At 24.6% G+C, this 7,391-nt stretch carries 4 protein-coding genes; all 4 read left to right on the top strand.

The annotated features are described in order from the left end of the window. Positions 1-115 precede the first annotated feature (115 nt). Positions 116-973 carry a methionine adenosyltransferase gene (gene metK / locus NQK76_RS01020; protein WP_255872642.1) on the top strand — a complete coding sequence of 286 codons (858 nt, stop codon included), beginning with the start codon at positions 116-118 and terminating at the stop codon, positions 971-973. Positions 974-1,166: 193 nt separating this feature from the next. After that, positions 1,167-2,588: a proline--tRNA ligase gene (proS, locus tag NQK76_RS01015; RefSeq protein WP_004995047.1), complete on the top strand. Its 1,422-nt coding sequence runs from the start codon at positions 1,167-1,169 to the stop codon at positions 2,586-2,588. Positions 2,589-2,814: 226 nt separating this feature from the next. Then, positions 2,815-4,083 carry a hemolysin family protein gene (locus NQK76_RS01010; protein ID WP_004995043.1) on the top strand — a complete coding sequence of 423 codons (1,269 nt, stop codon included), beginning with the start codon at positions 2,815-2,817 and terminating at the stop codon, positions 4,081-4,083. Between the two features lie 109 nt (positions 4,084-4,192). Next, the gene (locus tag NQK76_RS01005) at positions 4,193-6,949 is read left to right on the top strand and encodes a cation-translocating P-type ATPase (RefSeq protein WP_004995042.1); all 2,757 of its coding nucleotides are present in this window, start codon (positions 4,193-4,195) and stop codon (positions 6,947-6,949) included. Positions 6,950-7,391 lie beyond the last annotated feature (442 nt).

Here is a 7,391-nt window from a genome sequence, read left to right as displayed (position 1 = left end):
TATCTGTAATCAGATATTAGGCGCCGGATGCTTGGAAACTTGCTTGTCCGGTTCTGTGGGGGGCTAATTGCGAATATGAAAGTTAAATTATCAATGCACTTTCTAAACCGAGTTAATCTATCCCGATCATAAAGCTGTTTCTGTCAATGGTGGCGCTGGTGATCAAGGTTTAATGTTTGGTTATGCTACAAACGAAACAGCCTATTTTATGCCTTTACAGTTTATATTAGCTCGAAATTTATCTTTACAATTAACTAAAATAAGAGAAAATAAAATTTTACCTTTTTTAAAACCAGATGGTAAAACACAATTAACTATGATATATGATGAAAATGGTAATGCTAGTTATATTGATTCGATTGTTGTTTCTTGTCATCATAGTGATATTGTTAAAAATAATAAAAATTTTTCAGATTCTATTATAAAATACATCATTAACCCTATTATTCCATCGAAATTTATCAATTTAAAAACTAAATTTTATATTAATCCAGCAGGAAGTTTTGCACAAGGAGGTCCTTGTTTTGATACCGGATTAACTGGGAGAAAAATTATCCAAGATAGTTATGGTAGCGGAGTGCATCATGGAGGCGGTTGTTTTAGCGGCAAAGATGCTTCTAAAGTAGATCGTAGCGGAGCGTATATGTTAAGGTATTTAGCCAAAAATATTGTTGCTTCGGGAATTTGTGATAAATGCGAATTACAAATAGCTTATGTAATTGGATTAAATTTTCCTGTTGGTTTGTTTATTAATACTTTTAATACTAGTAATGTTGATGACAATTTAATTCTAGATACTATTTATAAGAATTTTGATTTAAGTCCTCAAGGTATTATTAATAAATTAAAGTTAACTAAACCTATTTTTAATATTACTGCTAGATATGGACATTTTGGTATTAATAATGATCAATTTACTTGGGAAAAAACAGATCAAATTAAATTATTTTCTCAATTGTTAAAAAAAAATTAATTAATATATTTATTTTTATTTTTAGTTTTTAATATATTAAATATGTTAAATTTGGTGGAATATTTAATTTATTTCGATATTTTAATACTATTAAGATAATTTTAATTGTAAAAATATTCTTTAATAAATATTTATTATGTAATAATTGTAGTATTTTAAGGTTATTTTGTAAAAGGTTATAAGAAAAAATTATATGAAAAATAAATTAGTTAAAACGGTTCATTGTCGTGATATTAATTTTAGTCAATGGTATACAGACCTTTGTTTAAAAGCTAAATTAATTTCTTATTCTGATGTACCAGGTTTTTTTATTTATTTGCCCAATGGTTACTTTTTGTGGGAAATGATACAAAAATTTTTAAATCATTATTTAAAAAAAAGTAATCATAGGAATGTTTATTTTCCATTACTTTTTTCTGAAAATTTATTTCAACTCGAAAAAGAACATATTCAAGGTTTTGCTCCTGAAACTCTTATTATCGATAATGTTGCTAATCAACCTTTATTGTCTAGATTAATTCTGCGTCCTACTTCAGAAGTAATTTTTGCCAAGTATTATTCGAGTGTTATTACTTCTTATAGAGATTTGCCTAAATTATTTAATCAATGGTGCAGCGTAGTCCGTTGGGAAAAAAATACTAAACCTTTTTTAAGGAGTAAAGAATTTTTATGGCAAGAAGGACATACAGTTCATGCTACTAAACAAGAAGCTCTTAAAGAAACTCTTTATATTTTAAATTTGTATAAAAAATTAGGTAAAGAATTATTAGCTATACCTTTTATTTCAGGCATCAAAACAGAAAAAGAAAAATTTAAAGGGGCTTTAATCACTTATGCTATTGAAACTTTAATGTATGACGGTCAATCTTTGCAAGCAGGTACTTCTCATTATTTAGGAACTAATTTTTCTAAAATTTTTAAAATTCAATTTCAAGATCAAAATTCTATTATGCAATTAGCACATCAAACATCTTGGGCTGTTTCGTCTAGATTAATAGGTGCCATTATTATGGTACATGGCGATGATGAAGGGTTAGTGATGCCACCTTATATTGCGCCTATACAAATAGTTATTATTCCTTTAAGATTAAATAATTCACTTTTATTAACAAAAGTTAATTTTTATTATAAACAATTGTTTAAAAAATATCGTACTAAATTAGATATACAAAATAAAAATGTTGGCTGGAAATTTAGTCATTATGAATTGCAAGGAGTTCCTTTGAGATTAGAAATAGGAGAACAAGAATTACAAAACGAACAAGTAACCATTTTTATTAGACACAGTCGAAAAAAACTTGTTATTAATGCTTCCGAATTGTTGTTAAATATCTCGAATTTGATTAAAAATATTCATAAAAACATGTTCGATAATGCTTTGCAACGTATGGAAAAAAATATTTATATTGCTAATAATTATGAAGAGTTTAAAATTTATTTATCTAAAAAGGGATATGTTAAGATGAGTGTTTTAGCTAACGAAGCGGAAGATATTATCAAAAAAGAAACAGGAGCAACAGCTAGAGTTATTTTAAAAGAAAAATTATTAAATAAAATTTGTCCTGTTACTAACAAAAAAGCAAATCAAACTATTTTATTTGCTAGAGCTTATTAAAAACATTGTAATTAAAATGAATTTAGAATTTAACGATTTTACTTTTATTTGAATTTATGGTAAAATTATTAAAAGTTGTTCTTGATAAAAGAAGAAATTAAAAAAAGGAGAATAAGGTAATTTAAACGTATATGGAAAATGATGATAAAAATAATTATTTAAAAAGTTTTATTTTTTATAACCCATATTTTATTACAGTTAAATGTGAAAGAGGTTATAGAATAAAATGAGTATAATTATTTTGACTATCATAGCATTAATTTTTATCAATGCTTTATTGTCAGCTATTGAAATTTCTTTAGTTTCTTTAAGTGAAAGCAAATTAGATCTTGAAATAGAAAAAGGTATTAAAAAAGCCGTAAAAATTAAAAAAATTAAATCTAAACCTACTCATTTTTTGTCTGTAATTCAAATAGTTATTCATATATTAACAGTTATTCAAGGTTATATGTTGCATCATGATTCTCATGGTGAAATTCAAATTTTATTAACTATTCTTTCTTTGGTTTTAGGGGATATTATTCCTAAGCGAATTGCTTTAATTTATCCTTTAAAAACTGCTTATTATTTGTTAGGTTTGTTTAATTTAGTTTGTTTTTTTATGAAACCTTTTGTTTGGTTGTTACATCAAATAAGCAATCTCATTTTATATTGTTTAAGAATTGATCCGAATAAAACTCAAGATATTGTTTCAGAAGATGAATTACGTTTTTTATTAAGTGCTTCTTATAGTCAAGGAGTTATTAATAGTAATGAAAACAATATGATACAAAATATTTTTGATTTTAATACCACTAAAGTTTCAGATATTATGCGTCATAGAAAAGAAATTGTAGCTATTCGTCATGATATTAGTATTAATGAATTGAGAGAATTTATTTTAAAAGAAAAATATACTCGATTTCCTGTTTATATGGAAAATTTAGATAAGATTTTAGGAATCGTTCATATTAAAGATCTTTTTAAGGTTTTATTAGTTACAAATGATCAACGTCCTTATAAGAATAATTATTCAAAGTTTAATATTAATCATTATTTAAGGCGAGTTTTTTATATTACAGAATTTAAAAATATTAGCGAATTATTGAAAGAAATGCAGTCTAAACAAAAACATATGGCTATTGTAGTTGATGAATACGGAGGTACAGCTGGTATCGTAACTATTGAGGATGTTATTGAAGAAATTCTAGGCGAAATTCAGGATGAATATGATAAAAACGATTTCGAAATTGTAAAAATTTCCGATCAAGAATTTATTATAAAAGGTACTGCTCATCTGTGTGATATAGAAGAATATTTAAACGCTAATTTACCAGTAGATGATTATGATACTTTAAGTGGTTTTATGTTAGATAAATTGCGTAGAATGCCAGAAAGTAATGAAAAAATTCGAATAATGTATAATGATTGGATTTTTGATGGTTTATCTCATAACGGTTTAGTTATAACCAAAGTTAGAGTTACTAAATCTAATATTCCTAAACAAATAAAATGATTTTAATTTTTTTATATCGACAATAATTAAAATTTTTTTATTAATTTTATTGTTTAAATTAATAATAATTATTAGGCATATTCCTTAGAAGGTTTGGTTTTCGTTATATATGAATTCTTTGTTTTATAATTCTGAAATATCATTATTAGTAGAAGAGTTACAAACTAATTTAAAAACAGGATTGACAGAACAACAAGTTCAATCTAGATTAATCGAACATGGTTTGAATACATTGTTCAAGCCCAAACCTAAGTCTTTAATAAAAAAATTTTTAAATCAATTTAATAATTTTTTTATATATATTTTATTAACATCAGCGTTTATTACTTTAATTATAGGTATTTTAAATCGTCATCAAGAAGAATTGTATGAAGGTATTTTAATTTTTTTAATTATATTAGGTAATGCTATTTTTGGTGTTTTTCATGAGTATCAAAAAGATAAATCTTTTGATATTATTACCCAAACTACTAAAATATATGTCAAAGTTTTACGAGAATCTAATATAAAATCCGTTGTTAGTGATCATTTAGTTCCAGGAGATATTATTTTTTTAGATAAAGGAGATATAGTTCCTGCTGATTTACGTCTATTAACTTCTAATAATTTACAAGTGGATGAAGCCATTTTAACAGGTGAATCAAATTCAGTTACTAAAAATACTAACGTTCAAGTTATTGATTCAAATTTATTAAATAATAAAAATTTGTTATTTATGAATACTGTTATAATTAATGGAAATGCCCAAGCTGTAGTTATTAATACAGGAATGAGAACGCAAATAGGTCGTATTACTAAATTGTCTCAAACAGTTAAAAAAGAAAAAACAGTTTTAGAATTTTATTTACAAAGATTAACTAAAATTTTGAGTTTTATTATTTTTATTTTGATTTTTATAAATTTTCTTTTTAATATTTTAAAATATTATTTATTTTTCAATAGTTTGAATTGGAATATTATAAGTAGTTATTTATTATCTTCCATTGCTTTAATTGTGGCTGTTATTCCTGAAGGTTTATTAGCTATTATGACTATTATTTTTGCTTTTGGAGTAAAAAAAATTGCTAAATCCAATGCTATTGTTAAAAGTTTAAAAACATTAGAACGTTTGGGAGCTATTAATGTTATTTGTACAGATAAAACAGGAACACTTACTCAAAATAAATTATTAATTAAATTTTTATATGTTTATTCAAATCACTTTAATATTGATTATTCTAGTCAATTAATTCCTGATAATTTAATTTCTAATTATCAACAATTAATTAATTATGGTATTTTATGTAATAGTATTGCTCAACATGATAATGAAAAAAATATTTCTTGTTTTGATTTATTAGATTCTGTAGATCGTTCTTTTTTGGAATTAGCTAAATTTTTAAATATTGATATTAATGTATTACGAAAACAATATAAATTAATTAAAATGTTTCCTTTTGATGACGAGTTCAAATTAATGATTACTATATATAAAGATAAAAATAAATATTTTACTATTGTTAAAGGTGCTGGTGAAATTTTATTGGATTTATCATATTATATTTGTATTAATAATACAAAAAATAATGTTATTAAAAATGCAAAATATAAAGACGAATTTGAATTTCAATTAAATAAACAAGCTAAAATAGGTTATAAAATATTAGGAGTCGCTTATACAAATTTTTTTGATTCTCAGTTTTTATCTGATAATATTTCTGTTAAAGAAATTTTATATATTTTACGTCGAAATCTTATTTTAGTGGGATTAACAGGTATCGAAGATCCTTTAAAATTGGAAGTTTTCCAGTCTATTCAGGAATGTCATAACTCTAATATTCAAACTATTATGATTACAGGTGATAATCGTTATACAGCTATCAAAGTAGCTAATAAATTAAACATTTTAAATAAAAAAACAGATTTAGTAATCGATGGATCTGAATTAGATAAATTAGATGAAAAAAAATTATTACAAAATTTGACGAATATTAAAGTTTATGCTCGTACTATTCCGGAACATAAATTAAAAATTGTTCGAGCTTGGCAGAAATTAGGTTATGTAGTTGCTATGATTGGTGATGGTGTTAATGATGTGCCTAGTATCAAACAAGCTGATGTAGGATTGGCTATGGGTTTGAATGGTACTGAAATTACTAAACAAAGCGCTGATATTGTTTTGATGGATGATAATTTTAATACTATTGTAACATCTATTAAAGAAGGGCAAAATGTTTTTGTTAATATTCGTAAAAGTTTAATGTTTTTATTAAGTTGTAATATGGGAGAAATTTGTCTTATATTATTTAATAGTTTATTGGGATTTTTTTGTTTTCCTTTGGATTTTGTTATTTTAAATACTTTACAAATACTTTGGATTAATTTAGTTACTGATTCTTTAGTGGCTTTAGCTTTAGGTATGGAGCCGCCTGAGACTAATATGATAAATAATTCCATGGTTAAAAAAGACATTAATTTTTTAAATAAAGCGTCATTGTATAAAATTTGTTTCGAAGGTTTGATGTTGGGCGTTATTGTTTTTGGTTCTGCTATTTTAGGATATTATATACATGATGTCGATAATGCTAAATATGCTCAAACTTTTGCTTTTATGGTTTTGGCTTTTTCACAATTATTTCATGCTTGGAATTTTAGAAGTTTATCAGAATCTATTTTTTCTCTTAAAACAAAAAATCCGATTTTTATTATTTATTTTATAATAAGTTTTTTAGTGCAATTAATTATTTTATTTATTCCTATTTGCCAAAAATATTTTAATTTGGCTAATTTATCGTTTTGGGATATTAATATAATTATGTTTTTGTCTTTTATCCCTATATTTATTATTGAATTGTATAAAAAATATTTGAAGTATAAATTGATTTAATATTTTTTGTATTTTTATTGTATTGGTTAAATTTTAATAATTTTTGAAAACATTTTAAAATTATTATTAATTATTTTTTTAGTTTTTATTGATTTTTGGTAATTTTTGTTATTTTTGATGGGGCGCCAAAGAGGCCTAAATTTCCTGCTATTTAACCAATAGCCAGGGCCGATAAACCTTGAAAGGAGATGGTCGGTTTAGTAAACGAAAGAATACTGAATTATAGCAGACCATAAAAGCGGGTTGCGACGAAAGCAAATTAGTCAAGATGACTCCGCTACCGAATAATTCGATGGAGAAGCCTGATATGGCCTAAGAAGGAAAATTGATGTAATTAATGAACCTATCTGTAAGTTGCTTTACCCAGATAGTCCAGAATCTATCGATATTTATATTTTGTATTGGATAGTTTATCAGATAAAGGAAACCTGGAATCAGCCTC

Origin of the sequence: Candidatus Phytoplasma australasiaticum subsp. ipomoeae, from assembly GCF_024425275.1 — a bacterium.
Lineage (GTDB): Bacteria > Bacillota_I > Bacilli_A > Acholeplasmatales > Acholeplasmataceae > Phytoplasma > Phytoplasma australasiaticum.
Note: the sequence above shows the minus strand (reverse complement) of the source record. Positions and strands in the feature narration are given on the sequence as shown.

Excerpts from the sequence above, each read along its gene's own strand:
- proS (WP_004995047.1), top strand. The coding sequence starts at position 1,167 with ATGAAAAATAAATTAGTTAAAACGGTTCATTGTCGTGATATTAATTTT.
- NQK76_RS01010 (WP_004995043.1), top strand. The coding sequence starts at position 2,815 with ATGAGTATAATTATTTTGACTATCATAGCATTAATTTTTATCAATGCT.
- NQK76_RS01005 (WP_004995042.1), top strand. The coding sequence starts at position 4,193 with ATGAATTCTTTGTTTTATAATTCTGAAATATCATTATTAGTAGAAGAG.